This is a genomic window from Halobacterium noricense (genome assembly GCF_021233435.1).
GTDB lineage: Archaea > Halobacteriota > Halobacteria > Halobacteriales > Halobacteriaceae > Halobacterium > Halobacterium noricense.
In genome coordinates, this window is the sequence record NZ_CP089468.1 from 1,887,523 (window position 1) to 1,911,893 (window position 24,371).

A 24,371-nucleotide genomic window follows, 5' to 3' on the forward strand; every position below is an offset into this window, starting at 1 on the left:
CTCCTTCCCCGCCGATAGGAGGTTTTTTCTCCGCCCGTCACAACCGAGTCACCGAGTACTCTCCCGGAAATGTACGAGAAGATGCCCACAGCCGCCCATGGTTGACGTGCCCGCTCAGGTGGCTAACGTCGCCCGTAACCTCCGCTACCGCGGCGTCGACGCCGTCCGCGAACTCGCGTCGCTGGTGGCGTACTCGCTGCAGTCGACCACCGACCCGGACCCCGTGCTCGACGCCGACTGGGACGTCCTCGTCCTCCTGGACGCGTGCCGCGCGGACCTCTTCGCGGACGTCGCCGCGGACGCCGACTACGACTCCCTCCCCGCGGAGCCGGGGTCGCGGACGTCGCCTGCGAGTTCCTCCGTCGAGTGGCTGGAGACGGTGTTCGGTGGAGCTAGTGACGACGCGCTCGCGGACCTCGCGTACGTCACCGGCAACCCCTACTCCGCGTCGAAAATCGACCACGACCGCTTCCACACCGTCGACGAGGTGTGGCGGTACGCGTGGGACGACGACCTCGGCACGATTCCACCGCGCCCCGTGACGGACGCCGCCATCCGTACCGGCCGCGAGTCGACCGCCGACCGCATGGTCGTCCACTACATGCAGCCCCACTTCCCCTCGGTCGTCGAGCGCGAGCAGCGCAGCGAGGGCGTCGAACTGGACGAGTTCGGCGACGACGAGATGTCCGTCTGGGACGACCTCCGCTTCGGCCACCGCAGCGAGGCCGACGCCTGGAAGTCCTACCGCCAGAACCTCGAATACGTCCTCGACGACCTCGCCCTGCTGTTCGAGAATCTGGACGCCGAACGCGTCGTCGTCACCGCCGACCACGGCAACGCGTTCGGCGAGCACCACGTCTACGGCCACCCGGGTGGCGTCGACCTCCCCGTCCTCCGCGAGGTGCCGTGGTGGGAGACGACCACGACGGACACGTACAGCCACGACCCCGACGCCGCGGGCCGCGACGACACCGGCGAGGGCGGCGATGTCATCGAAGAACGCCTCGAAGACCTCGGCTACCGAACCTGACTATGGACGACACTACCGACTCCCCGAACCTCCTACTGGTCGTGGTGGACTGCCTCCGACAGGACTTCCTGCACCGAGACGCCGTCGACACGCCGTTCCTCGACGGCCTCCGCGAACGCGGGCAGGAGTGCACCGAACTGTACGCCACCGCGACCACGACGACGCCCGCGGTTGCGAGCCTGCTGACGGGCGCGTACGGCGAGCGCAACGGCATCCAGTCGCTGCGCCGCGGCAGCCTCTCGGCGGACGTCGAACCGATGGCGGAAGTTCTCGGCGACGCCGGCTACCACACCGAAGCGATGGCGACCGGCCCGCTCGTCCCCGAAACCGGCCTCGACCGCGGATTCGACGCCTACGAGTGCCGGGACCGCGACGAGTCGATGTTCAGCGACTGGCGCGAGGAGGGAATCGATAGGCTCACCGGCCTCCCGGAGCCGTTCGCGGCGTTCGTCCACCTCTGGGAGATTCACGAGGACATCCACGTTCCGCGCGAGTACGATAGTTCGGAGTATGGCGAGACGCCGTACGGCCGGGCGTTCTCCGCGCTCGACCGCGAACTCGGGGTACTCGTCGACGCCGTCCCCGACGACACAGTCGTCGCGGTCGTCGGCGACCACGGCGAGAGCATCACCCACCGCAACAACCCGCTTCGGCTCGCCGTGAAGTCCCTGCGGGACGCCGTGAAGTACTACGGCGGCGTGGACACTCGCGGCGTCGTCGAACGTATCAACCAGTACTGCGACCAGTTCGGCCCGGACGTCGACGACCACTTCGTCGAGAACGGGCACGGCGAGAACGTCTTCGACTTCACGACGAACGTCCCGTTCGTGCTCGCCGGCCCCGGCGTCGAACCCGCAACCGTGGACGCCCAAGTCCGGCAAATCGACATCCTCCCGACGCTGTTGGACGTGCTCGATGTCGACCACGAGACGGACGGCGACGCCATCGAACCCGGCGTCGAGGACCGCATCGCGTACATGCGGGCGTGCGGCGCGTCCCTGCACCGCGAGCGCAACTGGGCGCGCGCCGTCCGCTACGACGACGCCAAGTACGTCGAGTACCCCGAGCGCGACTGGGAGCCCGGCGTCTACGATATCGAGGCGAATTCTCAAGAACTCGAACGCACCGACGACCCCGACCTCGAAGCCGAACTCCGCGAACGCCTCCCGGAGCGCGGCGTCGACCCGACGGACGTCGAGATGCTGGAAATCAACGAGCGCCTCGAAGACCTCGGCTACCTCTAAGGCGGTCGCTGGTCGACGGGGAACGGCGGAAAAGGGAACGGTGAATTCGCGTTAGGCGTCGTCGACTGCTTCGTCCTCGCCCTCGTCGGGGTCCTCTTCGCTCTCGTCGTCCTCGGCGAGTTCGAGGTTGTCCTCGGGCACGCCGGCTTCCTGGCCGTCGTCGAAGCTGACGGTGTAGTTGGGCTCGCCGAACATCGTGTCGACGACCTGCGTGATGGTGCCGGTCTCGCCGTCGTACTCGCTGTGCTTGTCGTGGAGGACGACCTCGTCGTCTTCTTCGAAGCTCATGGCACGAAGTTTCCGCGGCCGATTCAAAAGCGACCCGGTTTCGTGGCTCCGAAACGGTAACGTGCGCGTCGCCCGTACGACCGGCTATGACCCCCGCTCTCGCCGCGCTCGGAGCGTCCACGAATCGCCTGCAGCCACCGCACCGCGATGCCAGTCGATGACCTCTGGTATCTCGCGAGCCGTGCCGAACAGCGCGCCGAACGCGCCTACCACGCGCTGACCGACGCCCACGACGACTTTCTGGAGTTCGAGCGGCAGCGCTCTGTCTCCCGGCAGCGCTTCCGCACGCTCGCCGAGCGCGTCGAACGGACTGGTGCGCCGTACGGCGCGCACACAGTCGTTTACCGGGAGAACGGCGACCTGCTGTTGGTGCGACACGACGACGTCGACCTCTGGGTGCTGCCCGGAGGCGGCGTCAACGACGGTGAGACGTTCCGCGAGGCCGCCGAGCGCGAACTCGCCGAGGAAGCCGGCGTCGATGCTACCTACCACGGCCTCGCGATGGTGACCTCGGTCGCCTTCGAGTCCAGCGGCTACTCCGCGTGGGGCGTCCTTCCCGTCTTCGAGGCGTGCGCCGACGACACCTGCCTCGAAGTACTGGACCCGGACGGCGAAATATCGGACGCCGCCTGGTTCGCCGACCTCCCCGAGGACACCCGCGACCGTCGCGACCTCCAGCGCTGGCGCGAACGCGCGCTCTCGTAGCGCTTTTCTCGCCCGTCCGCGTCCTCCACGATAATGGACGTACGCGTGCCGGCAGACAGCGAACGCGCGGCCGTCGCCGACCGGCTGCTCCGGCCGGCGTACCGCGAGGCCGAAGCCCTCGACCCCGCGTTCAGCGACCTCGACGACGACGTCGTCGCCGACGAGGACTGCTCGCGGTGGCTGGACGACGCCGACCGCACGATGTTCGTCGCGTACGACCCCGAGCCCGTCGGCGTCGTCTCCGGCGGCGTCACGTCGTCGCCGGCGCTGTACACCCGCGGGAAGAACTGTTACGTCGATGGCCTCTACATCGTCGCCGAGCGCCGCCGCGAGGGCATCGCGGGCCGCCTACTCGACCGCATGAAGGCGTGGGGCCGGGAGCGCGACTGCGAGTACGCGAGTCTCTCCGTGCACGTGGACAACCACGCCGCGATGGCGTTCTACGAGGACCACGGCTTCGAACCGAAGTTCCGCAGCCTCCGCCAGCAGCTCTGACGCGCCTCGTTCGCCCCGCAAGAGCTTTTCCGTCACCTATCGAACCTCGAAGTATCCCGGTTCGCACTCCTCGCGCGCCGGCCGATTGCTCACCATGAACTTCGACCACCTGTCGCTGGACCGAGTCGTCCGGACAGCTGGCTACGGGCTGTTCGGTGTCGTCGGGGCCATCGTCGTCGCACTCGTGTTCGCGCGCGGCCTCTCCCCGCTCCAGCCCGTGATATACGACGCGTTCTACCTCGTGCTTGGTCCGTGGTCGTCGACCGAGCTGGCGTCCGTCCTCCACATCACTGCCGTCGGCGTACTCGCGGTTACCGCGCCGGTGCTCGTCGCCGAATACACTGCTGGCGACCGGCTTCGTACGCTCGCAGTCGGTGCTACCGTCGCGTTCGCGGTGCTCGTCGTCGTCTCGGTTCTCGCCGCGTTCGTCGACGTGCTCGGGTTTCCTACTGTCGCGGTTGCCGTCGCACTCGTCGCCGCTGCTGCGACGGCGGGCCTCAGGCGCGTCGGTGCCTCGCGTGGCGCGACTGTCACGTTCGCCGGCTCGCTCCCGGTGCTCGCGCTTCTGCTCGTCCTGTTAGGCGTCGGACTCGGCTGGGGTGGCGGCTACGACGTCGTCGCCGAACCAATCGACGCGTCGGCCGTCGACGGACCGGCAGCGGACTTCGCGGACGCCCCCGCGGTCCGCGACGACCTCTTCTCGGCGGACGCCTGCGACCCCGCCGACGACGGGACCTGCCGGCTCTCCCTCCGGTCGTACGAACACGAACGGCAGGCCGCGCGCGTGCTCGCGGCTAACGGAGTCAGGTGTCCGTTCGTGAACACGCCGCGAAACCCGGTCTACGACCCGGACGCGTCGTTCGTCGCCGAACACGACGACCAGTACTACCGGGTGACTTGCGAAGCGTACGGCGACTGATTACTCGGGCCCGAACGACTTGCCATCGCGCTCTTCGGCGTCCATCCGGCGGAGCGTGGCGCGGGCGTTGCTCGCCTCGTAGCCGAAGAACACGCCTTCCGCGTACTCTTCGACGACCTCAGTGGCGTGAACCAGATTCTCGACTTCGACGTCGACGGCGTACAGTTCGACGCTGAACGGCGCGTCGAGCAGGTCCGCGAAGCCCGAGGCGATGGTCTCCAGCCAGTAGGTCGTCCCGTAGTTGGTGTCGTACAGCGGCACGACGAACTCGTCGACGTGCTCGGCGAGCGCCTCGACGTCGAGGCCCGCGCGCTCGTAGAGGTGGCCCGGGTACGGGTCGGGGTAGAGGGTGAGGTACGTCGTCCCGGGGATGCGGTCGGCGGCCTCCGCGACGAACTCCGTGACGACGCTCGCGCGCCAGTCGTACCAGTCGTCGAATTTGGTGTCTCGCGGGCTCCGCCCGCTCGACTCTCCGGTGGAACGCTGTTCCACCCATTCCTCGAACGCGGTCTCACAGCGCTCGCACTGGCAGTACTCGCCGCGCGGGAACCCCACGTCGTCGAGGCGAACGTCGCCGTTGACCTCCGCGCACGTCTCGATGACCGTCAGGAGGCCGTTGCGGTAGTCCTCGGCGAGCGGGCAGATGTACGACCAGTCGAAGTACGGCTGGTCGCGGGTGGCCTCGTTGCCCTCGTCGTCGACGGGCACGAGGTCGGGTTCGGTGCCGGCGGTGGCGTTGTCCCCGAAGCAGGACACCATGCTGACGGCGTCCTCCAGCGGGTCGGTGTGGCGGCCGGTGACGTCTTTGACCTCGTAGAACGTGCGGTCGAACTCCGGCCACTCGACTTCCTCGGCGTTCCGCGTGACGACGCCGTACATGGACGCGAGTTGGCCGGCGGGCCGCCTAAGTCGTTCGCTCTCGGCACGCGCAGAAAAAGCGGGGAGTGGGGGCGGGACCGACTAGTCGATGCGGTCGACTTCCTGGGGTTCGGGCGCTTCGTCGCCCCCGACGACGAACTTCCAGACGAGGGCGATGACGAGCAGTGCGGCGGCGGCTTTCACGAGTTTTCCTGCCATGGTTGACACTATCGGCGGCCGGCACTAAACGCTTTGCGGGGTCGGCACGAATCCGTGATTCCCCACCGACATCTCGCGGTCAGTCACGGAGGTGTGCGGTGATGTCCTCGCGGATGAGTTCCCCGCAGTACTCGCAGCGCAGGCCGTCCTCCAGCACTGCGAACGTCGGCTCGACGGGCTCGCCCGCGTTCGTGATGCACTCGCGGTTCGGGCAGACGAGCACGCCGCCGACCTCCTCCGGGCGCTCGACGCGGCGCTTGTCCACGACGTCGTAGTCGCGGATGATGTTGATGGTGGCTTCGGGCGCGATGAGCGACAGCACTTCGGCTTCGCTGTCGCTGAGTTCGCGGCCCTCGACTTTCACGACGTCCTTGCGACCGAGCCGGTCGGAGGGGACGTTCATGCCGAGGCTCATCGGCGTGCCTTCGGTGCCGTCGATGCCCAGCAGGCTGAGCACGTGCAGCGCCTCCCCGGCGGAGACGTGGTCGATGACGGTGCCGTTCTGGATTTTCGAGACGCGGAGTTCAGTGTCAGTCATCGTCGAGGAGCAAGTCGAGGAGGGCCATTCGGACCGGGACGCCGTTGTGTGCCTGTTCGAAGTACGTCGCGTTCTCCGTCTCGTCGACCGCGGCCGCGATTTCGTCCACGCGGGGCAGCGGGTGCATCACCGCGAGGTCGTCTTTCGCGGCTTCGAGGGTTTCGGGCGTGATGCTGTACTCGCCGGCGACGGCCTCGTACTCGTCCTCGTCGGGGAAGCGCTCGCGCTGGATGCGCGTGACGTACAGCACGTCGAGGTTCGGGAGGACGGCGTCGAGGGAGTCGTGTTCCTGTACCTGTGCGCCCGCCTCGTGGAGGTCGTAACGCACCGAGCGCGGCAGCCGCAGGCTCTCCGGGCTGACGAAGTGCTGGCGGACGTCGAAGTTCGTGAGCGCGTGCGCCAGCGAGTGGACGGTTCGGCCGTACTTCAGGTCGCCCATGATGCCGATGGAGATGTCGTCGAGGCCCGCGTGCTCGCGAATCGTGTAGAGGTCCAACAGCGTCTGACTCGGGTGGTGACCGGCTCCGTCGCCCGCGTTCACGACGGGGACGTCGACGTGCTCGCTGGCCATCTTCGCAGCGCCCTGCTTGGGGTGGCGGAGCACGATGCCGTCGGCGTACCCCTCGACGACGCGGACGGTGTCGGCCAGCGACTCGCCCTTCTTCACCGACGAGGACTCCACGGAGCCCATGTCGACGACGTCGCCGCCGAGGCGTTTCGCGGCCGTCTCGAAGCTCATCTTCGTGCGCGTGCTCGGCTCGAAGAAGCACAGCGCGAGCAGCTCGTCGGCGTACCGCTCGCCGGCGGCCGCCGGGTTGTCGTCGAAGGCCGCCGCCCTGTCGAGGACCGTCTCGATGTCGGCCCGCGAGAGCTGTTTGGCGGTGAGGAGGTGGTCGTGACGCATCGGTTCAGTACGCGAGCCCCGGGAGCGTAAAGGTCCCGGAGCACGCCCGCCTCCGGGGTGTGCCACCGCTCCCCACACCCGGCCCGAAGTTCAAGTACGAAGCCGGAACCACTCACTCGCGTGCTGGCAGTCGCGGGCGGCAAAGGCGGCAGCGGGAAGACGACCACCGCGCTCGGTCTCGCGGGCGCGCTCGTCGAGCGGCGGCGTCGCCCGCTCGTCGTGGACTGCGACCTCGATGCACCGAACCTCCACCTGCGTGCGGGCGTCCCGCGAGACCCCGGTGTGGACGCCGACAGCCCGACTGCGGCCGCCCACGAGTCGTCCACAGTTCCTGGCGTGGACGTGCTCCCGGCAGGCGACGCGAACGGCGACGACCTCGCCGCAGCACTCGACGCGCTGCCCGACTCACGACCCATCGTCTTGGACTGTCCCGCCGGCGCGAGCGAAGCCGCGGCCCGCCCGCTGCGCGCGGCCGACGGTTGCGTGGTCGTCGCGACCGATAGCCGGGAAGGCATCGAAGACGCCGTCAAAACCGCCGCGATGGCGCGCGCGGTCGGGACGCCAGTCCGCGCCATCGGCGTCACTCGCGTGGCCGCCGCCCCAGCAAGGCTCGCGGACGCGACGGCCGCCGACACCGTGCCGGTTCCCGCCGCTGCAGCACCGCTCGAAGCCCCGGAGACGGCCGCAGCGTACGCGATGCTCGCCGACTACGTCGAGCCAAATACTTAACCTGTGTCCGTCCCCTACAGTGAAATCATGCGCGAGCGGCTCTCCACCGGCGTGGACGTCCTCGACCGGGAGCTCGGCGGCGGCGTGCCGACCGGGACGGTGGTCGCCTACGAGGCACCACCCGCCAGTCAGGGAGAGCTACTGCTGTACGAACTCACGCGCCCGCGGCCCACGCTCTACCTCACCACGAACCGCACCGAGCAGGCCGTCCGGGACGCCTTCGAGGCGACGGACGCGCCGACGGGCGACCCCGAGGTCGGCTACATCCCGGGCGCCGACGCCATCGAGAACGCGCGCCGAGCGTTCCGTAGCGTCCCCCCGGAGTCGACGGTCATCATCGACCCCGCCGACGCGTTAGAGCGCGCCGACCGCGGCCGCTACGAGAACTTCCTCAACGAACTCGGCAACCACATGCGCAACGTCGGCGGCATCGCCGTCCTGCACTGTCTAGACACCGACGACGACGCCGACCTCCGCGGCACCACCGAACACATGGCCGACGTCGTGTTCAAACTGCGCGTCGAGGAGACCAACGACGAAGTCGAGACCCGGCTCACCGTCCCGAAGTTCCGCGGCGGCAACGCTCTGGACTCCTCGATAAAGCTGAACCTCGGCGAACGCGTCCAGGTCGACACGAGCCGCGACATCGCGTAGACGGACCCCGAGCTATCGCGTCGTACTTTCGCTGCAATAAATAGGCCGAGCGGCCGGAAGTCGGCAGTCGACGTTAGGCTTCGTCTTCGTCGATGTCGAGCTCTTCGACGATTTCGTCGGCGTCGACGTCGGCGTCTTCGAGGGCTTCCTCGACGTCACCGAGCCCTTCGCCGCCGCCCATGCCACCCATGCCGCCCATCATGCCGGGCATGCCAGCGGGCTGGCCGTCGATGATTTCCTGGACGATGACGCGGTCGACGTCCAGCATGTCGATGACCTGGTTCAGAATCTGATCTTTGCCCATCATCCACTGCTGGTTGAACTGGAGCTCGGGGGACTGCTCGATGTACAGCGTCTCCTTCTCGACGGTTTCCGTCGTGGTCTCCGTCTCGCCGTCCTCGGTTTCCTCGGTGACTTCCTCTTCGACCTCGTCGGTCTCGAGGTGCATGTCGAGGTCGGCGTCGAAGTACATCTGGAGCAGGCCGCGGGCCTTCTCGACGGTGTCCTCGACCTGGTCGAGAATCTCGTACTCGTACTCGACGTCTTCGCCGGCGAGCGGGTGGTTGAAGTCGATGCGGGCGCGGCCGCCGATGACGGCTTCGACGTGGCCGTGCTCGCCGTCGATGTCGACGTGCGCACCGGGGTAGCGCTCGTCCTCGGGGATCTTGTTCGCGGAGACCGTGCGGACCTCCTCGTCGTCGTACTCGCCGAACGCCTGTTCGACGACGACTTCGCCGGTGTCACCGACTTCCTTGCCGACGAGGTCCTGCTCGACGTCGTCGAAGATGTGGCCCTCGCCGATGACGATGGTGCGCGGGGAGAACTCCTGCTCTTCGGTGTCGACGCCCTCCTCCTCGGCGACTTCCTCGTCGGTGGTGTCGACGAGTTCGCCGCTGTCGACCGTGTGGGCGGTGTAGGAGAGCTTAACGAAGTCCCCCTCCTGGAGTCCGCCCTGTTCTGTCTCGGATTCGTCGGCCGTCTCGGCCTCAGTTTCGTCGCTCATACCAGTACGCACTCCCGTTCCACCCTTAAGAATCACGTTTCGCGGCCGTGAGCGGCGTCGGCGGTCGCGCGGTCACCGGTTCTCGGCTAATGTGACGAGGGCGTCGGCGTCGACGGAGAGCCACGCGGTGAGCCGGCGGTCGCCGTCGACGTCCGGCGGCGAGAGCGTGCAGCGGTCCGGCGTGTTCTGGTAGCGGACGACGGTCGCGTCGAGCGGCGTGCGGTCGACATCGTCGCGTGACTGCCGGGCACCACGGGTGCTGTCGGTGGACATCGTGAGTCGGTTCGGGCTTCGAAGGACCCCGGGATAACGCCTGCTAAGAGCCCCACGTAGCTCTATTGAGGCCTCGGAAGCGTCGTGTTTTTCCGGGGTGGCCGCGAGCACTCGTGCATGTACGAAGTGGAGGTGAAGGTGCCGGCGAGCCACGAGGCGGTCCGCGCGGCGCTCGCGGACGTCGACGCCGAGCGCGTCGGGACGGTAGCGCAGGCGGACACGTACTTCGACGCGCCACACCGCGACTTCGCGGAGACTGACGAAGCGTTACGCGTTCGTCGGGTCGCCACCGCAGCCGAGACGTTCGAGCGCGGAGCCGTCAAAGACGGGCTCACGGCCGCCATCGACGCGGTAATCGACGGGAAGTACCGCGCCGAGGGCGAGTCCCGCGTGACGTACAAGGGCCCGCTGTTGGAGACCGAGTCGAAGTCCCGCGAGGAGTTCGAGACGGCCGTCGGGAGCGGCGCGGAGATGCGCGAAATCCTCTCGCGGCTCGGGTTCGAGCCCGCTGCGACAGTGCGCAAGCTCCGCGAGACTCACCACGTCGACGACTTCGAGGTGCTGCTGGACGCCGTCGAGGACGTCGGCGAGTACGTCGAAGTCGAAACCGAGGTCGAATCGGACAGCGAGGTCGAAGCCGCCCGCGAGGACGCGTACGTCCTCCTCCGGCGTCTCGGCCTCGGCCCCGACGACCAGATTCGGACGTCGTATCTCGGGCTCAAGCTCGCCGACACCTGACAGAAGTATGCACGAAGGTCATATTCTTCCTCCTCGTGCTTTTCGCAAGTTATAGAAGCGGAGCCGGGCAACACTTGCGTAATGACCGAGCGGAACATCCAAGTGCAGTCTCTCGACCGCGGGGCCGTCGAGGACGAGGAAGTCGAAATCGTCGAACGAAAAGGCCTCGGCCACCCCGACTCCATCTGCGACGGCATCGCCGAACACGTTTGCGAACGCCTCGCCCGCGAGTACATCGACCGCGTCGGCGAAGTCCTCCACTTCAACACCGACGAGACCCAGCTCGTCGCCGGCACCGCCGCGCCCGCGTTCGGCGGCGGCGAAGTCGTCGACCCGATTTACGTGCTCGTCGTCGGCCGCGCGACCAGCCACTACGTCGACGACGACGGCGTCGAGTACAACATCCCCGTCGAGTCCATCGCGCTAGAAGCCGCCCGCGACTACCTCCGCGAGAACTTCCCGAACCTCGACCTCGAAACGGACGTCATCGTCGACGTCAAACTCGGCGAAGGCTCCGGTGACCTCCAGGAAGTGTTCGTCGAGGACGGCCCCGCCGTCCCGATGGCCAACGACACCAGCTTCGGCGTCGGCCACGCACCCCTCACCGAGACCGAGCGCATCGTCTACGAGACCGAACAGTCCCTGAACGGCCCCTACGGCGACGCCAATCCCGCCGTCGGCGAGGACGTCAAAGTCATGGGCAAACGCGAAGGCGGCCACATCGACCTCACCGTCGCCGCCGCGCTCGTCGACGCCCACGTCGACGACCTCGACGCCTACGAGGCCGAAGTCGAGGCGCTCCGCGAGCACGTCCACGACCTCGCTACCGACCACACCAACCGCGACGTCACCGTCCACGTCAACACCGCCGACGACTACGAATCCGGCTCCATCTACCTCACTACCACCGGCACGAGCGCCGAACAGGGCGACGACGGCAGCGTCGGCCGCGGCAACCGCGCGAACGGCCTCATCACCCCGAACCGCTCGATGAGCATGGAAGCCACCTCCGGGAAGAACCCCGTCAACCACATCGGGAAAATCTACAACCTCCTGTCCACCGAAATCGCCGAGAGCATCGTCGACGAAGTGGACGGCATCCGCGACCTCCGCGTCCGCCTCCTCTCCCAAATCGGCCGCCCCATCGACCAACCCCACGTCGCCGACGTCCACGTCGTCACCGAAGACGGCCTCGACGTGTCCGACGTCGAACCCGATATCCAGAAGATTGTCGACGCCGAACTCGCAAACATCACCGACATCACCCAGCGCGTCATCGACGGCGAACTCGATACCTTCTAAAACGCACTTTTTGCTGTGGGAGGGCGCCTGCGGCGCCCTCCCTGGCAAAAACTTGCGGAAAAAGCACTCCTCGTCGTTCGAAAGACGGCGGAGCCGTCTTTCGTGATGACGAAAGGCGCGAAGCGCCTTTCGAACCACTCCTGCCGCTCGCTACGCTCGCGTTAGTCGCTCGTCGGCCCGCGAGCTGAAGGCTCGCGATGAATCGCGCGGCTCCGCCGCGCGAATGCTCGCCGCTACTGGCCGCGTAGGTTCAAATAGTAATACGGAGCCAACCCTGCGCGTGACCTGAATCTCGTCGCGGGGCGCTCCGAGCCGAGCAATCGGTACGGCGAGCGCGGCGAACGCTCCGCGAGAACTGGCCGCCTGTGAGCCCCAACCTGCCTACAGCTGCTTGCTGACGTAGGGACCGTCCTGCCGGTAGCCGAGCTTCTGCTTGTAGTACTGGCGCGCGCCGATGCCACGACGACCTTTTGCGCTGCGTTCGGCGCGATGCGCCTCACTCGGCAAAAGCTCGGCCAAAAGCACTCCTCACTCCCTTCGGTCGTTCGTCGGCCCGCTCACTTACCGGGTTCGTTCGCGGTGAATCGGTCGCCTCGGGTTCGCCGCGAGAGCAAGCTCTCGCGTGCCCTTGTTCGCTTCGTTCACGAGGACTTCGAACCGCTCGGTAAGCGAAGCTTAGAGGGGTTTGCTGACGTAGGGACCGTCCTGCCGGTAGCCGAGCTTCTGCTTGTAGTACTGGCGCGCGCCGATGCCCGAGATGACGCTGAGCTTCCCGAAGCCGGCGTCGGCGGCCATCTCCTCGGCGCGCGTCATCAGGCGCTGACCGTAGCCCTGGTGCTGGTGCTGGCCGTCCGCGGTGTCGTCGCCGACGCCGACTTCGCCGCCGTAGACGTGGAGTTCGCGGAGGAGTGCCGCGTTCTCCAGTTCGTCGCGGACTGGGTCGTTCGGGAAGCGCAGGCGCGCGAACCCGACGAGGAGGTCCTTCTCGAAGTCCTCGAAGCTGATGAAGTGCTCCGTGCCGCCCGCAGCGTCGTACGTCATGACGTCGAGTTCGACGTTCTCGGGCTCCTCGTCGTTCATCCCGGCCTCCCGGCAGCGGATGCAGTCGCACGTCCAGCCGTGCTCGTCCATGCGCTGGCGGGCGAGCTGGCGGAGATTCGACTTCCAGACGCCCGCGTCGATGTGGTCCGCGGGGATGTCCCGCTGGACGCGCTGGAGGCGCGTGTACCGCGGAATCATCTCCTTGATTTCCGCGACGAGCTCGGCGGCTTCCTCGTTCCGCAGCGGCTGGAACTCCTCGTTGCGCCACATGTCGTACGTGACGGTGTCCCGAACCACCAGCGTCGGGTAGATTTTGAGGTAGTCCGGCTTCCACTTCTCGTCCTCGAACAGCCGCCGGAAGTCCTCCAGGCACATCTCCTTGCTCATGCCCGGCTGGCCCGGCATCATGTGGAAGCCGACCTTGAACGCGGCGTCCCGGAGCCGCTGGTTCGCGTCGATGGACGCCTGCACGCCGTGTCCGCGGTGCATCTCGCGATTGATGCGCTCGTAGGTCGTCTGCACGCCGACCTCCACTTTGGTGCCGCCGAGGTCGAGCATCCGACTCACCTGCTCGGGGTCACACCAGTCGGGCTTCGTCTCGAAGGTCGTCCCGATGTTCCGGATGTCACCGTGCTCGTTCTCGGAGATGACGTCTTCGAGGTAGGAGAAGTCGTACGCCTCGGGGGCCTGCGCGAACGACTCCGTCTCGGAGGGGTTCGGTTCCTGCTCGGGGTCGAAGTCGTTCAGCGCTTCGAGCGCGCGCTTCGCGAACCACTCCTGATAGTCGTGGCTGCGTGCGGTCATCGTCCCCCCCATCAGGATGAGTTCGACCTTGTCGACGGGGTGGCCGATTTCCCGGAGCTGGTGGAGCCGCAGCGTCACCTGCCCGTAGGGGTCGTAGTCGTTCTGCACGCCGCGGGCGGCGGCGGGCTCGTGGCCCGTGTACGACTGGCTCGACGAGAACTCGCTGGCAGGCCCGCCCGGGCAGTAGAGACACTTGCCGTGCGGGCACATGTGCGGGCTCGTCATGATGGCGACCGGCGTCACGCCCGACGCGGTCCGCACAGGTTTTCGTTGGAGGACTTCTTCGAGGTCGTCGCGGCGGTCCTCGGGCGCGAAGTCCAGCAACTCGGAGTGCTTGGGCACCTTCGGTGCGGAGTACTCGGAGCACACTTCGAGCTTCGCGCTCTCGACGTCGTCTTTGCCGACGTCCCCGTCGAGGATTCGTTCGACGAGCTCCTCGCAGGCAGCCTCGAATGCGGTGTCGGCGTCCGCGCTCATTACTCCGTAGAAGCCGCCGCGAGCGAAAAAGCGTGTCGTTGCCGGGTCGCAGTTAGGCGAGCTGGTCGGTGATGGCGTCGACGACCGCGTCGACGACCGCGTCCTTCTCTCCCGAGAGGAACTCGATGCGGCCGTCGCGTGCGCCGCGCGGCTCGACACCGGCCTCGGGGAGTTCGTCGGCGACCGTCTCGCCGACGGCGCGCACGTCCACCGCGTCGTCGCTGCGGACGCGAATCTCGTCGCCGCTCACGCCGACGAGCACGTCCGCGCGGTCGCGACGCCGGTAGAGCGCGTCCAGCAGCAGGTCGACCGGCGGGAAGTCGTACTCGTGCGTGTACGCGTCCACGTCCAGCGTCTCGAAGGCGACGCCGTCCTGCCCGCGCACGTCGAGGTGGGGTTCGGCGGTCGAAACTTCCGTTTCGAGGCGCTCACGGAACTGCTCGGAGACGTGCTCGATGAGCGAGTCGTCGGCCTCCCCCCAGAGCAGGTCCGAGATGAGTTCGCGCTTGTCCTCGTAGGACTGGTAGAACGCTTCCAGCGCAATAGCGTCCCGGAGGTCGGCGAGCGTGTCCGGGCTGTAGTGGGTCTGGGCGGCGAGGTCCGCGTACGCGTCGGGCGTGTCGGCCCAGTACGCGACGGCGGGCAGGTGGGAGAGGTCCTCGCGGACGTCGTCGTTGACGAACGCGGCGAGCTGCGAGCCGAGCGCACCCGTGTTCACGGGGTTCTCGCCGGCTTCCGTCGGGCTGACGAGGACGTCTGCGCCCGCGGCGTCGTCGGTGTAGCCACCGTCGATGGCGACCGTATCCGCGTCGTAGATGTCCAGCAGGTCGATGGCGTCGGTGGACTCGCTGGTGGAGCCGGCACCGACGAGCACGAACAGCGGGTGTTTCTCGTCGTGGCGCTCGGCGGCTTCCAGCATCGACGTCACGTCGCCAGTGGCGTCGTCGATGGTGTAGAACGCGTCGTCGAGCGGTCGCCGGTCGACGTAGTGGTATTCGGCATCTTCGCGCTCGTGTTCGTCCCGAATGAGCGGGAGGAGCGCGCGCTCGATGGCGGTGCCGGCGACGTAGCCTTCCACGGTCGCAGTGTGGCGGACGATGACCGGGCGGGCTTCGACGACGGCGCGGCGGATAACCGTCGCGGCGTTGACGAGGTCGTCGGTGACAGCTTCGACCGCGTCGTCCTCGGCGAGCAGTTCAGTCGTCTCGGGCGTGGCGCGCTCGGTGAGCGCGTCCTCCATGCGGGCTTCGACGGACTGTGCGTCCGTGCCCTCGAGTTCGTAGAGGTCCTCGGTCTCGACCTGGAGTTCGCCGCGGCGGCGCTCGACTTCGCCGACGATGCGGACGACGTCGCCCGCTTCGATGTCGGGGTAGGCGCGGACGCCCGCTTCGACGAACGCGGCGCAGTCCACGGCACCGGTCTCGTCGGCGAGTTCGAACACTGTCGGGCCGCTGGTCTGCCGGGCGTTCGCGAGCTCGCCCTCGATCGTGACGCGTTCGTCGACGTAGTTGTCGAGGTCGGCAATCGGAACGCGCTCCGATTCGCTCTCCTCGGACTCGGTCTCCGCAGCTTCGCTCTCCGCGACTTCCGCTTCGTCGGCGGCGGCTTCGGCTTCCTCGTCCGCCTCGGTTTCGGCTTCCGACTCGTCCTCCGCTTCGGCGTCTTCGGCTTCGTCGCCGAACTCGAACTCGGCGTCGTCTTCGGGGACGGGCGTGCCGCCGTCCGCGGTGCTGGTCTCGGTGTCCTGTTCGTCGTCGGAATCGTCGCCCTCCGGGAGTTCCGCGTCCGACTCCGCGCTCGGGTCGTCGACCAGGTGGCCGCGGAAGTCGCGGTCGTCCTGTCGAATCGACCAGCCGAGGTCGACGTTCTCGTTGTCGTGGACGTCCGTAACTTGGACGTACACTTCGTCGCCGGCGTCCCAGCCTAGCGATTCGAGGCGGCCGGGCACTTCGCTGCGGTGGAGCAGGCCGGTGACGGAATCACCGATGTCGACGAACGCGCCGAACTCGGCGAAGCCGTCGATAGTGCCTTTGTAGTAGCGGCCGGGCGTCAGTTGGTCGGGAGAATCTCCGCGGAACTCGAAGGCGACGTCCTCCTCGTGGGTGTCACAGACACGGCCGTCCGTGGAGGAGCCGCAGATGATACACGTACCCATTTGCTTCGAAAGAGCGGGTGCTGCCGTAAACGATTATCGAAAGCTCGTCGGTTCCACGCGGTGACAGTCGCGCTCGCGAGCTACTCGAAGACGGGGCTGTCGGCCTCCAGCGCTTCCACGTCGTCGACGACGTCGCGGACGTCCTCGGGAAACAGCGCGACCTGTACTTCGTTGCCGCTGTCGTCCTCGAAGACGAGTTTGACGCGCTTGTCGCCGAACTCGCGGGCTTCTGCGGCTTCGACGTCGAAGAGCTTCGCGTCGGCGGCCGTGTTCGACGGGCCGACGTGCTTGACCGCACCGTCTTTCAGTTCGAACATGAGGTCCGAGAAGTTGACGTTGAGCACGCACCGGCGTTGGGAGTGCGCCCACTAAACTCCGAGCACTGCGGCGGCCTCGACCGCACGCCCGACCCAGGGCATGTAGTCGGCAGTCCACGGGAACAGCGCGGTCGTCGCGGCGAACCAGCCGAATCCGGAGCCGTACGCGAGCGCGCCGGGTGCGAGCGCGGTGACCGCAGCGCGCGCGAACGACGTGTCGTGAACGATGCGCGTCCCGAGCACGAGCAGCGCGAACGCCCACAGCCCGCAGACGAACGTGACCACAGGGACGCCGACGCCGACGAACGCGCAGGGGGCGCTGGCGTACGCGAGCACTTGGACTGTTTCGCTGACGCCGCCGCGGTCGGGGATGACAGCGGCGAGCACGAGTGTTTCGACAGCCGACAGCGCGTGCAACGCGGCGGGCGCAATCAGGAGCACGGCGAGCGCGAGCGTGAGCGTAGCGGCGAGCCACGACGGTGCCGGAAACTCCAGCGCACGCCCGGGGGCGAGCGCGAGTCGCGTTCCCTGCGAGACGAGCACGACCGCCATCGCGAACACCAGTCCCGGGGCTTGGTCGCCCGGCGAGACGGCTTCCTCGAAGAACGTCGTCGGGTTCACGAGCACCTGCGTGAACGCCTTCGCGAGCCCGACCGGCCCGCGTTCGCGGCCGCCCTCCGGCTCGACCCACGTGGTCATCTCAGTCGCGCTCGACGACGTGGCAGTTCCGGCACCGTGCCTCGTAGGACTCCTCCGCGCCGACCATAATCGTGGGGTCGTCGTAGTGGGCTGGCTCCCCCTCGATGAGCCGCTGGTTGCGGGTCGCGGGCTCCCCGCACTGCGTGCAGATGGCCTGGAACTTCTCGACGTACTCGGCGACCGCCATCAGCTGCGGGATGGGGGCGAACGGCTCCCCGCGGAACGTCTGGTCGGTGCCGGAGACGACGACGCGGCGGCCGTCGCTAGCGAGATTCTGACAGACTTCGACGAGTTCGTCGGGGAAGAAGTTCGCCTCGTCGATGGCGACGACCTCCTCGCCGTTGAGGTAGCTGGGTATCTTCGAGACGCCCTCCGCGGTGGTGTCGACGACCGTCGCCTCCCACGTGCGGCCGGCGTGCGAGCCGAGCGTCGCCTCGCCGTACCGGTCGTCGATGGCCGGCGTGAACGCCGCGACCTCCTGGCCCGCGATTTCCGCGCGCCGCAGCCGCCGCAACAGCTCCTCCGTCTTCCCGGAGAACATCGACCCCGTGATGACCTCGATCCACCCGGAGTTCGTAATCGCGTGCATGCTCACAACGGGGGTTGTCGCGGGGCAAAACGCTTGCTCATCTGCGGCGGCGAGCCGTTACCAGCTGTCAGGAATCCACCCGCACCTATTTTGGGCCGGATTGCCTCTCGCGGCGTATGTACGACGACGTTCTGTTGCCGACCGACGGGAGCAGTGCCGCGGACGCCGCGGTCCCGCACGCAATCGAACTCGCGGACCGCTACGGCGCGCGCCTGCACGCCCTCTACGTCGCGGACACCACCGAGTACAGCACCGTCACCTTCGAGGACAACGTGGTCGATCCGCTGGCCGAGGAGGGCCAGTCAGTCGTCGACGAAGTCGTCGAGAAGGCCACCGACCGGAACGTCGAGGGCATCGGCGTCGTGATGAAGGGCGGTGCCTACGAGACCATCCACCAGTACGTCGAGGACGAGGGCATCGACGTGGTCGTGATGGGGACGCACGGCCGCCGTGGGCTGGACCGCGCGCTCCTCGGGAGCGTCACCGAGCGCATCGTCCGCACCTCGGACGTACCCGTGTTGACAGTCAGAGAGGACGAAGAAGCGTAGTTACGTGGCGAGGCGCGCGACCGTCTCCTCGCCGCGGTCTTCGTTCCCCATTCAAGGTGAAAGTGAAATGGCGATTCCGACCGTTTCACCCTTCTACACACTTGGCAGTCGGGAAAGGTTCTTATCCAGCGGAACTTGTTCTTCGTACCGGTAGACAAGCCAAAGTGAGGAAATCGCAATTCACCGACGCTAACGGTGATTAAACACGCGAGTCGCGGGCCAAAACGATTTGCCGAACGCTTGCCATCCATCCCGGTGCCGCAATTGAGAGACCCGAAAACGCCGAACTAGTTGGCCGTGGGTTGAACCGTATCACCATCGCGGTCAAGAATTTGTTTTTCGACGAGACGATCTATCCCAGCAGAGACCGCCTCCTCGTCGCCAACTGACAACTCCCGGACGTTCGAAAGAACACGTTCACTGATCGCACGTGGACTCCGGAGACCCTCATCGACCGCTTCCAAGATACCGTACTCAACTTCGAATCCGGTTGCGAACGCTGACACGCGACCCGTAAACGAGGGAGGGAGCCCAGAAAGCGACTGAACAGCCATCTCGATAGTGAACAACGGGTGCGATTGATCTCGGATATGCGTCGCTTCAGTTGATCCGATATTGAACGGACGCTGTTCCTCAATCTCTTCTAGGATCACCTCGTAGGCGAGTCCACGCTGCGCGTACGTCCGCATATCCTCAATGTCGCGTCGTCTGCCAGCCCCTAAGTCGCCGCCGGACACTGCCTTCAACAAGAACATATCCTCATCAGCGAGCACGTACGCCGTTGCGTGCTCCCCTGGCCAGAACTCGTCCGCTCGGTCGTGCATGCTCGTTGTGATCCAGACTTTCCCGACAACCTGTTGCTCAAACAAGTCGACCCGGAACCCGCGCTCGGGATGGTGGAGTTCAACTGTTTTCCCGACCCCTTCGAATGACGCTGTCGGCTCGCCTGTCACGTGAAACCCTTGTTCTCGAAGGGCGTGATAGACGTGTTCGAATTCGGTTGGCACGCTCAGTGCCAAGTCGATATCTTGGGTTTGGTCTTTCAGACCGTGAACCGTCATTGCAGACCCGCCAAGGAGGTACACGTCCACCGATTCTGAGAGCCACTCATCAAACTCGGTAAGAAACGTCCTGATGGCCTCCTCACCGGTGAAGACGGTCATTTATGCGACTCCATACTGGTCTTTCAGCACCGCGTATTCTTGAGCGCTCGGCAAGGGACTCTCCGCCTCCATCTCATCGGCGGCGTCGGTGCCCCCGTCTATAAGACGATACATCCGGGGTATCGTTGATTCTAGACCGTACCAAGTCGCAGTCTCGGTGAGGATTTCCTGTTCAATTCGTTCCTGTTCGATGAGAAGCATCGTATAGCTCACGCGTCGGGAGTCCGTTTCAAGGACGAGCGTATGGCAAACGATGTCTGCAGGGGTGAGATCGTCGTCTGGGGCGTACCAGAAGGCGGGTTGTCCTGCGAGAAAGAACTGTAGGCCGTACGCTTGGAATTTCGCTAATCCAGTCACGTCCCAGTCATCGGCGTTCTGGAGTTTGTCCGTGTCTTCGGAGTTCTGTACTTGGACAAGTGCGCGTTTCGGGTCACACCACGCAATCGTGGCACTGGGTGCTAGTCGCCGAACGCGGTTGCGGTGGTCATGCCTGACGACGGTGTTGGCGAATTCGAGTAAGGGGTGAAGATCGTCGGCGAGTGCGTACTCTGGTCCGTCAGGCGCGAGCATCGCTCGGTTCTTCAAAGGGGATAACGCCTTGTGGACGGCCTGTCGCGTAATTCCTAATCGGTCAGCGATCGTGGTGATGCGGCGTGGCTCATCGAGGTACCAGCAGACCTGTATCGTAGCAGGTGAGAGGAGGTCTTCCCAGTCCACGTGCCCGAGGTTCGATGTCAGATTCCGGTACGCTTCGACAATAGGATCGTCAGAGGCGCGCAGGACACGCTGGTTGTGCTGTGCTCGGGACTCGTCCAGTACCCCTATGTCGAGTAAGTCGTCAACGACGCGGTAGACTTGCTTGCGACTATATCCGGTTTCTGCGGCCAGCTCTTGTGCGGTCGCGTCCCCCCCGGAACTCAGCACATCCAGAATAGCGATCCCGGCCTTCGTAAGCATCTTTGTAAACTATATTGTCTCAACAGTTATAACTGTTTCCGCATTTTGGTTTACAACTCCGAGGATCGGACCGGGTTTCGATGATTCGTCGTCGTTCTCAAAGACGCAGCTTGTGGTCCACTTCCTTGAGAAATCTGAGCGGTTTGTTGATCTTAATGAAGGCCTGTTTAACATGGGTTCTACAGATTTTCAAGTCATCCCGTCTGGTATCGTTACCGTCATCGATACTGAGTCATCGTTGCGCAGATCTTCAACGGGCAGACTAACTTTTCAAGAAGGTGATAGCTATTCTTGAGGAGTAAAATAGCGCTGTTAATGTTTTATTTCTGAAGACGGGCGATAGGCACGTCGCCAGCTTCGTCAACTTCGGCCAATTCATCCTCCGCCAAATCAGACAGTAACTCTCGAAGCCACTCCCGTCCGTGCTCACCGTCAGGTGTGTAGTCAACGCGAATTCGATGGCCAAGTGTGTCCAGCTCCATCTCGTCGTGTTCGCCGAGGAGTCGAACGATCCGCCCGCGGAACTGTCGCCTGCTCCCCTCGAAGCTCGGTTGTGTCGGAACGTCTGGTGCGGTGAAGTCGCCGGTCTGGTACGCGTGACACCACTCGCGCCACGGGCAACTGGCCTCGTCACACCGTGGTTTCTTCCCGCAGGCGACACCGCCGAGTTCCATAATCGTATTGTTCCAGATTCGGGACTCTCCGGCCGGCATGAGGGCATTCGCTACGGTTTCGTAGTCCGGATCGTCCGCATTACGGATTTCTGCAAACGCGCGGTAGAGCACGCGCTTGACGTTCGTGTCCACGACCGCGTCGCCGTTGTCGAACGCGAACGACGCGACGGCGTTGGCGGTGTACGGGCCGACGCCCATCAGTTCGGAGAGTTCGTCGGGCGTCTCCGGGAACTCGCCCTCATATTCGCTTTCGACCTGCTGGGCGGCCTCGTGGAGGTACTTCGCGCGGTTGTTGTACCCGAGGCTGTTCGCCGACCAGAACCCGACGACGTCCGCGCGGTCCGCAGCCGCGAGGTCGGTGGTCGTCGGCCACCGTTCGAGGAACGCGTGGTAGGCGTCCTCGACGCGGGAGAGCTGGGTCTGCTGGCTCATCACCTCCGAGACGAGAATCGCGTACGGGTCGTCGGTGCGGCGCCACGGGAAGTCCCGGTGGCCGTCCTCGTACCACGCGACGAGCGCGTCCCGGACGGCGTCGACGTCGCTGGGGAGTGCGAACTCCCCGTCCCCCTCAGTCATGGCCGGCAGTTGTTCGGTCGCGCGCTTAGGGGTGCTGGTTCGGCGGCGACGACAGGCGCCGTTCCGAACAACGAAAAGGCGTATCCCGACGCCAGCACACGTCCCGCGTATGAGCCTCGACGACCTCGAAACCGACGTCGAACTGGCGTACGACGACCTCGACGACTACGCGTTCCTCGACCGCGAGAGCCGCCAGGAACTGGCGATGCTGAGCGCGGCGCTGGACGCCGACACGGACGAGCTGCTGCGGCGCGCGATCCACCTGCTGTTCCAGTCGACGACCGAGTCGGGCCGCCTGGACTTCCACCTGCGGTCGACGTACGACGTCACCTACGACGAGTACCTCTCCGGAATGACGTTCGACGAGATGACCGGCGGCACCGCGGTCCAGCAGCCCGACGACGACCGTCGCTACCAGTTCTGAAGGGCTACGCGGCCTCGACGCCCACGAACTCGAAGCGCGCGCCGCCGCCGTCGGCGTCGGTCAGCGAGACCGTCCAGCCGTGGGCTGCCGCGACCTCCGCGACGATGTTCAGCCCGAAGCCCGTGCCCTCGTCATTCATGGAGTAGCCCACGTCGAAGACGTCGCCGCGGCCGTCCACGGGAATTCCGGGACCGTCGTCTTCGACGTAGAACCCGCCGTCGAGCGCGCCGACAGTCACGGTGACGTCCGCCCCCGCGTGCTCTACGGCGTCCTCGTGAGTGTGCGAACGAGGGGCCGTCGAACCGCGTTCGACAGTATCCCGCCGAGCCTGCGAGGTAGGGCCTGTGGAGCCATGCTCCACAGCGTTCCGAAAGAGGTTCACGAGCAACTGCCGGAGGCGGCTCCCGTCAGCGCGAATCGTTACGTCGGCGTCGACGACGAGCGTCGCGTTCCCGGTCTCGACTGTCGTCCACGCGTCCTCGACGACGGCGGCGAGGTCCGTCGGCACCACGTCGTCGACGCCCTTGCCGGCTTGTGCCAGCGACAGGAGGTCCTCGACGAGCGTCTCCATGCGCGCGATAGTGTCCCGGCACCGCTGGAAGTGTTCGGCTTTGCCGGACTCCTCGGCGAGATCGAGGTAGCCCACGAGGACGTTCAGCGGGTTCCGGAGGTCGTGGGAGACGATGGACGCGAACCGTTCGAGTTTCTCGTTCTGGGCTTCGAGGCGCTCGCGGACGCGGCGGCGCGTGAGTTCGTACCCCACCCACTGGCTCATCAGGTCCACGAGCGTCACCTCCCATTCGGAGAACTGCTCGGTCCGTGGCTCCTCGCCGTAGAAACAGAACGTCCCGTACACGCCATCCTCGACGAATACGGGCGCGCCGAGGTAACAGGCGATGCCCCACTCGGCGTACCCGTCGTTTCCCGTCAGTTCCGGGGCGTCGCGGGCGACGTTCGCCATCACGAGCGTCCGCCGCTCGGTTGCGGTGCGCTCGCAGTTCGTCGCCGACAGCGCCACGGTGTCCCCGGGCTGGGTGTCGGTATTGCCGCGGATCGCCTCGATCTCGTACGTGTCGCCGCGGATGCAGGAGAGCACGCCCGTGGACGTGCCGAGTACGTCAGTGCCGAGGTCCAGTAGCGCGTTCACTTGCTCCGTGAACGACCGGTCGGTGTCCGCGGTGATGTCCTGCATCTCCCGGAGCACGCGCTCGCGCTCCGCGAGCGCGTGCTCGCGCCGCCGCCGGTCGGTGACGTCCCGAAAGTAGACGGAGAGCCCGCTCGGCGACGGGTACGCTCGGGCTGCGAGCCACGCGTCCAGCGGCTCGTAGTACTCCTCGAACGAGACCGGCTCTTGGGTCGCCATCGCGGACTGGTACTTGTCGTAGAACGTCGTGTCGACAGCCTCGGGGACGACGTCCCACAGCACTAAGCCCGTCAGGTCGTCGTCCGGATCACCGTCCATCGCGGTGACGATTAGCTCGCGTGCGTGGTCGTTGACGTACGTCAGCCGGAACTCCTCGTCGACCGCGAAGAACGCGTCAGTCATCCGGTCGAGGATGCCCCGGCCCTCGTCGTTCGGGTGCTCGGAGTCAGCCAGCCGTCGAGCCGTCACGACGAGACTGCCGTCTGACAGCCGGGACGCGCGGACTTTCGTGGGAAGGCGCTCGCCGCCGTCCGTCGCGAGTAGTGCTTCGACCGTCTCGCCGTCGCGCGCGGCGTTCACGACCCCTTCCTCGGTGACCCCGGCGAACAGGTCCGAACGTGTCGCGGCCGCGAGCGCGTCCTCGTCGTAGCCGGTGGCGTCGCTGGCGGCCGCGTTCCAGTACTGGACGCTGCCGCCAGCGTCGAAGGCGAACACCGGGTCCGGGAGCGCGTCGAGCGTCGCCCGGTGGATGCCGTCCGCCGTTATTGGAGCGGAAGTGTCGTCTGTCATCTTCGAATGCTTCGTACTCAGGGAGGGGTCGCAGCGTTAAATGTATGCGTGTGCCACAGAGGTCGATGCCGCAGTGCCGGAAGACGACCGACTTAAATCCCCGACGTACCGACGA

General features: G+C 66.1%; 27 protein-coding genes. 11 read left to right on the top strand and 16 right to left on the bottom strand.

What is annotated here, in order from left to right; all coding sequences use genetic code 11:
* Positions 1-97 precede the first annotated feature (97 nt).
* Positions 98-1,030, top strand: coding sequence for an alkaline phosphatase family protein (locus tag LT974_RS09910; protein ID WP_232587508.1), 933 nt, complete (start codon positions 98-100; stop codon positions 1,028-1,030).
* Between the two features lie 2 nt (positions 1,031-1,032).
* Complete coding sequence (locus tag LT974_RS09915) at positions 1,033-2,274, top strand: sulfatase-like hydrolase/transferase (protein WP_232587509.1); 1,242 nt, start codon at positions 1,033-1,035, stop codon at positions 2,272-2,274.
* Positions 2,275-2,325: 51 nt separating this feature from the next.
* On the opposite strand, the gene LT974_RS09920 is transcribed toward LT974_RS09915, so the two are convergent.
* Positions 2,326-2,562, bottom strand: a complete 237-nt coding sequence (locus LT974_RS09920) for a DUF1918 domain-containing protein (RefSeq protein ID WP_232587510.1) — start codon at positions 2,560-2,562, stop codon at positions 2,326-2,328.
* A 147-nt stretch (positions 2,563-2,709) separates the two neighbouring features.
* Here LT974_RS09920 and LT974_RS09925 point away from each other — a divergent pair, with 147 nt between their 5' ends.
* The 3 genes from LT974_RS09925 to LT974_RS09935 all read left to right on the top strand — a co-directional run bounded on the left by LT974_RS09925 (position 2,710) and on the right by LT974_RS09935 (position 4,681).
* Positions 2,710-3,267 (top strand): NUDIX domain-containing protein, encoded by a 558-nt coding sequence (locus LT974_RS09925; protein WP_232587511.1) that lies wholly within the window; start codon positions 2,710-2,712, stop codon positions 3,265-3,267.
* A gap of 33 nt (positions 3,268-3,300) precedes the next feature.
* Positions 3,301-3,762 (top strand): GNAT family N-acetyltransferase, encoded by a 462-nt coding sequence (locus LT974_RS09930; RefSeq protein ID WP_232587512.1) that lies wholly within the window; start codon positions 3,301-3,303, stop codon positions 3,760-3,762.
* 94 nt (positions 3,763-3,856) lie between these two features.
* Positions 3,857-4,681, top strand: a complete 825-nt coding sequence (locus LT974_RS09935; protein WP_232587513.1) for a hypothetical protein — start codon at positions 3,857-3,859, stop codon at positions 4,679-4,681.
* On the opposite strand, the gene LT974_RS09940 is transcribed toward LT974_RS09935, so the two are convergent.
* The 3 genes from LT974_RS09940 to pyrB all read right to left on the bottom strand — a co-directional run bounded on the left by LT974_RS09940 (position 4,682) and on the right by pyrB (position 7,200).
* The gene (locus LT974_RS09940; protein WP_232587514.1) at positions 4,682-5,560 is read right to left on the bottom strand and encodes a hypothetical protein; all 879 of its coding nucleotides are present in this window, start codon (positions 5,558-5,560) and stop codon (positions 4,682-4,684) included.
* Positions 5,561-5,837: 277 nt separating this feature from the next.
* A complete protein-coding gene (gene pyrI, locus LT974_RS09945) occupies positions 5,838-6,296 on the bottom strand; it encodes an aspartate carbamoyltransferase regulatory subunit (RefSeq protein ID WP_232587515.1) in 459 nt (152 codons plus the stop codon).
* Positions 6,289-7,200, bottom strand: a complete 912-nt coding sequence (pyrB, locus tag LT974_RS09950) for an aspartate carbamoyltransferase (RefSeq protein ID WP_232587516.1) — start codon at positions 7,198-7,200, stop codon at positions 6,289-6,291. Before pyrB ends, pyrI begins: the two co-directional genes overlap by 8 nt.
* Positions 7,201-7,320: 120 nt before the next feature.
* Between pyrB and LT974_RS09955 the strand changes: the two genes are divergently transcribed.
* Both LT974_RS09955 and LT974_RS09960 read left to right on the top strand, forming a co-directional pair.
* Positions 7,321-7,929, top strand: a complete 609-nt coding sequence (locus LT974_RS09955; protein ID WP_232587517.1) for a MinD/ParA family ATP-binding protein — start codon at positions 7,321-7,323, stop codon at positions 7,927-7,929.
* Between the two features lie 27 nt (positions 7,930-7,956).
* Complete coding sequence (locus LT974_RS09960; protein ID WP_232587518.1) at positions 7,957-8,583, top strand: RAD55 family ATPase; 627 nt, start codon at positions 7,957-7,959, stop codon at positions 8,581-8,583.
* Positions 8,584-8,656: 73 nt separating this feature from the next.
* On the opposite strand, the gene LT974_RS09965 is transcribed toward LT974_RS09960, so the two are convergent.
* Together LT974_RS09965 and LT974_RS09970 are read right to left on the bottom strand one after the other, a co-directional pair.
* Positions 8,657-9,586: an FKBP-type peptidyl-prolyl cis-trans isomerase gene (locus LT974_RS09965; protein ID WP_232587519.1), complete on the bottom strand. Its 930-nt coding sequence runs from the start codon at positions 9,584-9,586 to the stop codon at positions 8,657-8,659.
* A 72-nt stretch (positions 9,587-9,658) separates the two neighbouring features.
* The gene (locus tag LT974_RS09970) at positions 9,659-9,859 is read right to left on the bottom strand and encodes a DUF7511 domain-containing protein (protein ID WP_232587520.1); all 201 of its coding nucleotides are present in this window, start codon (positions 9,857-9,859) and stop codon (positions 9,659-9,661) included.
* A gap of 117 nt (positions 9,860-9,976) precedes the next feature.
* Between LT974_RS09970 and cyaB the strand changes: the two genes are divergently transcribed.
* On the top strand, positions 9,977-10,597 hold the full coding sequence (cyaB, locus tag LT974_RS09975; protein WP_232587521.1) for a class IV adenylate cyclase: 621 nt from the start codon (positions 9,977-9,979) through the stop codon (positions 10,595-10,597).
* 81 nt (positions 10,598-10,678) lie between these two features.
* Positions 10,679-11,899: a methionine adenosyltransferase gene (locus LT974_RS09980; RefSeq protein ID WP_232587522.1), complete on the top strand. Its 1,221-nt coding sequence runs from the start codon at positions 10,679-10,681 to the stop codon at positions 11,897-11,899.
* A 381-nt stretch (positions 11,900-12,280) separates the two neighbouring features.
* On the opposite strand, the gene LT974_RS17770 is transcribed toward LT974_RS09980, so the two are convergent.
* The 6 genes from LT974_RS17770 to LT974_RS10005 form a co-directional block, all read right to left on the bottom strand.
* On the bottom strand, positions 12,281-12,406 hold the full coding sequence (locus LT974_RS17770; protein ID WP_269785380.1) for a hypothetical protein: 126 nt from the start codon (positions 12,404-12,406) through the stop codon (positions 12,281-12,283).
* Positions 12,407-12,574: 168 nt separating this feature from the next.
* Positions 12,575-14,221 carry a tRNA uridine(34) 5-carboxymethylaminomethyl modification radical SAM/GNAT enzyme Elp3 gene (locus tag LT974_RS09985; protein WP_232587523.1) on the bottom strand — a complete coding sequence of 549 codons (1,647 nt, stop codon included), beginning with the start codon at positions 14,219-14,221 and terminating at the stop codon, positions 12,575-12,577.
* 52 nt (positions 14,222-14,273) lie between these two features.
* Positions 14,274-16,376 carry a DHH family phosphoesterase gene (locus LT974_RS09990; protein WP_232587524.1) on the bottom strand — a complete coding sequence of 701 codons (2,103 nt, stop codon included), beginning with the start codon at positions 16,374-16,376 and terminating at the stop codon, positions 14,274-14,276.
* 80 nt (positions 16,377-16,456) lie between these two features.
* Positions 16,457-16,693 carry a hypothetical protein gene (locus LT974_RS09995; RefSeq protein WP_269069861.1) on the bottom strand — a complete coding sequence of 79 codons (237 nt, stop codon included), beginning with the start codon at positions 16,691-16,693 and terminating at the stop codon, positions 16,457-16,459.
* 51 nt (positions 16,694-16,744) lie between these two features.
* A complete protein-coding gene (locus LT974_RS10000; RefSeq protein ID WP_232587525.1) occupies positions 16,745-17,392 on the bottom strand; it encodes a YIP1 family protein in 648 nt (215 codons plus the stop codon).
* A gap of 1 nt (position 17,393) precedes the next feature.
* Positions 17,394-17,981 carry a thymidine kinase gene (locus tag LT974_RS10005; RefSeq protein ID WP_232587526.1) on the bottom strand — a complete coding sequence of 196 codons (588 nt, stop codon included), beginning with the start codon at positions 17,979-17,981 and terminating at the stop codon, positions 17,394-17,396.
* Between the two features lie 116 nt (positions 17,982-18,097).
* Between LT974_RS10005 and LT974_RS10010 the strand changes: the two genes are divergently transcribed.
* Positions 18,098-18,529, top strand: a complete 432-nt coding sequence (locus LT974_RS10010; protein ID WP_232587527.1) for a universal stress protein — start codon at positions 18,098-18,100, stop codon at positions 18,527-18,529.
* 287 nt (positions 18,530-18,816) lie between these two features.
* Here the strand turns inward: LT974_RS10010 and LT974_RS10015 are convergent, their stop codons facing one another.
* From LT974_RS10015 to LT974_RS10025, 3 genes are all read right to left on the bottom strand, one after another.
* Positions 18,817-19,692, bottom strand: a complete 876-nt coding sequence (locus tag LT974_RS10015) for a hypothetical protein (protein ID WP_232587528.1) — start codon at positions 19,690-19,692, stop codon at positions 18,817-18,819.
* Positions 19,693-20,649, bottom strand: a complete 957-nt coding sequence (locus tag LT974_RS10020) for a MarR family transcriptional regulator (RefSeq protein ID WP_232587529.1) — start codon at positions 20,647-20,649, stop codon at positions 19,693-19,695.
* Between the two features lie 320 nt (positions 20,650-20,969).
* Positions 20,970-21,899, bottom strand: coding sequence for an HhH-GPD family protein (locus LT974_RS10025; protein ID WP_232587530.1), 930 nt, complete (start codon positions 21,897-21,899; stop codon positions 20,970-20,972).
* A 109-nt stretch (positions 21,900-22,008) separates the two neighbouring features.
* Between LT974_RS10025 and LT974_RS10030 the strand changes: the two genes are divergently transcribed.
* Positions 22,009-22,323, top strand: a complete 315-nt coding sequence (locus tag LT974_RS10030; protein WP_232587531.1) for a hypothetical protein — start codon at positions 22,009-22,011, stop codon at positions 22,321-22,323.
* A gap of 4 nt (positions 22,324-22,327) precedes the next feature.
* On the opposite strand, the gene LT974_RS10035 is transcribed toward LT974_RS10030, so the two are convergent.
* Positions 22,328-24,256 (bottom strand): PAS domain-containing protein, encoded by a 1,929-nt coding sequence (locus LT974_RS10035; RefSeq protein ID WP_232587532.1) that lies wholly within the window; start codon positions 24,254-24,256, stop codon positions 22,328-22,330.
* Positions 24,257-24,371 lie beyond the last annotated feature (115 nt).

Coding starts and splice junctions, on each gene's coding strand:
- LT974_RS09910 (WP_232587508.1), top strand. CDS start 98: ATGGTTGACGTGCCCGCTCAGGTGGCTAACGTCGCCCGTAACCTCCGC.
- LT974_RS09915 (WP_232587509.1), top strand. CDS start 1,033: ATGGACGACACTACCGACTCCCCGAACCTCCTACTGGTCGTGGTGGAC.
- LT974_RS09920 (WP_232587510.1), bottom strand. CDS start 2,562: ATGAGCTTCGAAGAAGACGACGAGGTCGTCCTCCACGACAAGCACAGC.
- LT974_RS09925 (WP_232587511.1), top strand. CDS start 2,710: ATGCCAGTCGATGACCTCTGGTATCTCGCGAGCCGTGCCGAACAGCGC.
- LT974_RS09930 (WP_232587512.1), top strand. CDS start 3,301: ATGGACGTACGCGTGCCGGCAGACAGCGAACGCGCGGCCGTCGCCGAC.
- LT974_RS09935 (WP_232587513.1), top strand. CDS start 3,857: ATGAACTTCGACCACCTGTCGCTGGACCGAGTCGTCCGGACAGCTGGC.
- LT974_RS09940 (WP_232587514.1), bottom strand. CDS start 5,560: ATGTACGGCGTCGTCACGCGGAACGCCGAGGAAGTCGAGTGGCCGGAG.
- pyrI (WP_232587515.1), bottom strand. CDS start 6,296: ATGACTGACACTGAACTCCGCGTCTCGAAAATCCAGAACGGCACCGTC.
- pyrB (WP_232587516.1), bottom strand. CDS start 7,200: ATGCGTCACGACCACCTCCTCACCGCCAAACAGCTCTCGCGGGCCGAC.
- LT974_RS09960 (WP_232587518.1), top strand. CDS start 7,957: ATGCGCGAGCGGCTCTCCACCGGCGTGGACGTCCTCGACCGGGAGCTC.
- LT974_RS09965 (WP_232587519.1), bottom strand. CDS start 9,586: ATGAGCGACGAAACTGAGGCCGAGACGGCCGACGAATCCGAGACAGAA.
- LT974_RS09970 (WP_232587520.1), bottom strand. CDS start 9,859: ATGTCCACCGACAGCACCCGTGGTGCCCGGCAGTCACGCGACGATGTC.
- cyaB (WP_232587521.1), top strand. CDS start 9,977: ATGTACGAAGTGGAGGTGAAGGTGCCGGCGAGCCACGAGGCGGTCCGC.
- LT974_RS09980 (WP_232587522.1), top strand. CDS start 10,679: ATGACCGAGCGGAACATCCAAGTGCAGTCTCTCGACCGCGGGGCCGTC.
- LT974_RS09985 (WP_232587523.1), bottom strand. CDS start 14,221: ATGAGCGCGGACGCCGACACCGCATTCGAGGCTGCCTGCGAGGAGCTC.
- LT974_RS09990 (WP_232587524.1), bottom strand. CDS start 16,376: ATGGGTACGTGTATCATCTGCGGCTCCTCCACGGACGGCCGTGTCTGT.
- LT974_RS09995 (WP_269069861.1), bottom strand. CDS start 16,693: ATGTTCGAACTGAAAGACGGTGCGGTCAAGCACGTCGGCCCGTCGAAC.
- LT974_RS10000 (WP_232587525.1), bottom strand. CDS start 17,392: ATGACCACGTGGGTCGAGCCGGAGGGCGGCCGCGAACGCGGGCCGGTC.
- LT974_RS10005 (WP_232587526.1), bottom strand. CDS start 17,981: ATGCACGCGATTACGAACTCCGGGTGGATCGAGGTCATCACGGGGTCG.
- LT974_RS10010 (WP_232587527.1), top strand. CDS start 18,098: ATGTACGACGACGTTCTGTTGCCGACCGACGGGAGCAGTGCCGCGGAC.
- LT974_RS10015 (WP_232587528.1), bottom strand. CDS start 19,692: ATGACCGTCTTCACCGGTGAGGAGGCCATCAGGACGTTTCTTACCGAG.
- LT974_RS10020 (WP_232587529.1), bottom strand. CDS start 20,649: ATGCTTACGAAGGCCGGGATCGCTATTCTGGATGTGCTGAGTTCCGGG.
- LT974_RS10025 (WP_232587530.1), bottom strand. CDS start 21,899: ATGACTGAGGGGGACGGGGAGTTCGCACTCCCCAGCGACGTCGACGCC.
- LT974_RS10030 (WP_232587531.1), top strand. CDS start 22,009: ATGAGCCTCGACGACCTCGAAACCGACGTCGAACTGGCGTACGACGAC.
- LT974_RS10035 (WP_232587532.1), bottom strand. CDS start 24,256: ATGACAGACGACACTTCCGCTCCAATAACGGCGGACGGCATCCACCGG.